The sequence below is a fragment of the Mesorhizobium sp. M7A.F.Ca.CA.002.05.1.1 genome, from assembly GCF_003998335.1.
In the GTDB taxonomy this organism is placed as follows: Bacteria; Pseudomonadota; Alphaproteobacteria; order Rhizobiales; family Rhizobiaceae; genus Mesorhizobium.
Genome location: NZ_RZQI01000883.1, coordinates 1 through 2,423 on the forward strand (window position 1 = coordinate 1; position 2,423 = coordinate 2,423).

Annotated in this window: 3 protein-coding genes; all 3 read right to left on the reverse strand. The window is 52.1% G+C overall.

Annotation, left to right across the window (positions count from 1 at the left end; all coding sequences use genetic code 11):
* Positions 1-163 precede the first annotated feature (163 nt).
* Positions 164-922, reverse strand: a complete 759-nt coding sequence (locus tag EN939_RS29970) for a class I SAM-dependent methyltransferase (RefSeq protein ID WP_127271275.1) — start codon at positions 920-922, stop codon at positions 164-166.
* Between the two features lie 34 nt (positions 923-956).
* Positions 957-1,688: a class I SAM-dependent methyltransferase gene (locus EN939_RS29975; protein ID WP_127271277.1), complete on the reverse strand. Its 732-nt coding sequence runs from the start codon at positions 1,686-1,688 to the stop codon at positions 957-959.
* A 73-nt stretch (positions 1,689-1,761) separates the two neighbouring features.
* A partial coding sequence (locus tag EN939_RS29980; protein ID WP_206528374.1) for a polysaccharide pyruvyl transferase family protein occupies positions 1,762-2,423 on the reverse strand: 662 nt, incomplete at its 5' end.

The window sequence follows — 2,423 nt, forward strand, 5'->3', positions numbered from 1 at the left end:
AATCGAAATCTTTGGATTGGTCCGAGGGAAGCAGACGGACCCGCTTCTGTAGAGGCAGCGTGCTTGGCAGATTCGCTCAGTCGGAAACGGGATACCTTTTGATCCACCAGTTTGAGGACCAGAATAACCGACTTCTCGACCGCCATGTCGAATACACGGTGGTTCAGCGTTTCGTCCAAGCGCCAACATCGTGGACGTTCGCCCATCCGGATTCGCTATAGCCGACCAAGCGAGCATTGGCGTGCCGTTTGCCTAGCGCCACAACTCGCTCGATCGATGCAAGCGAAAGTCCCCAATCGCTCATGCCAACTTGGCCTGCGGCATTTGGGTATGGCCAATAGCCAGTCCCTGTCTGCTCGTAGTCCTTCAGCATTTGTGCTTGGGCAGCAGCTTGGATCGGGTCGTTCTTTGTGATCTCGTACGTGTTGTGCCCCCGGAAGGTTGCGATCAGTATCCCCCCGCGCCCCAATGCCGCAAAAAGCTTATCGAAAAGAATTTGCATTCTCTCGTAATCGACATGGGTGAAGACAGAGCCAACCCAGATTAGATCCATGCCGCCTGGGATTTTAATGTCAGAGGGATGCTCAGACGAAAGCACCGCATCTCCCCCGAACTCGTGGGCGCAAAATTCGACGCAGCTCGGATCGATATCGCAGAAGGTTATCTTGGCGGCAGGGAACAGTGACCGGATGTAGCGAGCGCCACGCCCATGGCCGCATCCAAAATCCATAATATTGTAAATGGCTTCTTTCCGGGCGATTGCCAAGATCGATACGATCACCTTCAACACGCTTTCGCCAACAATGTCGTAGTCATCAAGAAAGGGATTGCCTTTGAACATCCCGTCGTCAAGGTGGATCGTTGGGATGACGCCCCGCTGCCTATAGCCCTGCCACATCGCTGCCAACTTATCGATCTGCATACTACGTTCGCTCCTGACGAAAGCCTCGGCCTGGTTAGCGGGCGTGCTTCCGTGCCAAATATACTTCTGTAAATTCGCCTATTATGCCGTGCCAGTGATCATGAAAACGGCATACCTCGACATCCATTCCTGACCATCGGTGGATCAGTTCCGGCAGGTCATAGCCGTAGTGAAATGTTACCAGCGAACCAGCATCGCTAACAGGATTGCCATGATATTCCGGCTCGCCGGTGTGCTGGATCGTTCCGTCCGGCCTGTAGAGCGCACGGCGCTCACTGTCGATCTTGCCCTTGTAGGTGGGAACGGTGAACAGATAAGCGCCGCCTGGTTTCAGGGTGCGGACAATCTCCTTTGTCACCCGCTCCGGCATATTCACATGCTCCATGACATCAAGTGTAACGACGACATCGAAAGTCGCATCACCAAATGTCTGCGCCTCCAGGTTCTCGTTTCGGAAGCCCTTGACGGACGAGCCCAAACGCTCTCCGGGAAAGTACTGCGATTCAACATAACCGGCACATTCCCGCTTCAACTTCGGAGAAATTCCGCGGGGAGTGGGAGACGATTCATGAATAACAAGGTTGCGCCAACGAGAGACATGTCGCGTGAGCGTAAGAGCCAAAGCGCGCTCACGCGGGATCGATCCACATCTGGAGCAGAGCAGATGATCACGATACCAATCATAGTGGGCGGAAAACTCGACATTGGCTTCACAGATTGGGCAGTAACCTGCCCGGCGGTAAACTGGATAGGAATCAGAATTCATGGAGCACCATCAGGATTTTCAAAAATGAAGCCGTAACAGAATGCTGCTTCGGTCCGAGTTCAGCTCCACGGTGCTATTCTAGCCGGTGGGCAACCCCATTCTCCGAAAGGAATTGGGCAAAACGATCATATAGTACAGTGTACTTGCGCTGAAACTCATCATAGTTGCCAGCCTGCACAAGCTCGTTGACGTTCAATTGTCCCACTTTATCGACCGGGATATGCGGGATGCTCATAAGTTCCGCCATTTCCGTCGTCCTCGAATCGTGGGAAATTATGGTTGCAGGAACACCGTTGGTTAATGCAATCAGATTTCCATGGAAGCGCGTTCCTATCGAATAGTCGAATTTCGAGATGTACGCATCCCACTCTGCCAAATCAAAGAACATTTTTGCGTTCTCTTTGACATGCTTTACATAGAGCGACGGATCCATTTCCATGTTCATCTGCCCGAGCACTGCCTGGGCGACCCCAAAATCGTCTTCTCTCCCATCTCTGGAAAGTAGCATTTTCATTTCCGGTTCTTCGTTCTGAAGAACATATGGATATTTTTTGTGAGCGGATAATTTCAAAAGATCAGCTTCAACGCGCCGGGCAGCTTCGGGATTGGCCGAATGAAGAAATACGTTGCGTGATCCGTTCACTGCAACCCTCAGCTCGGCGTCTCTTCCTGGCCTCTTTATCTTCAAATCCGGACGCAATTTGCGAAACAAACTTGGGCATCCAACCTCTCTGA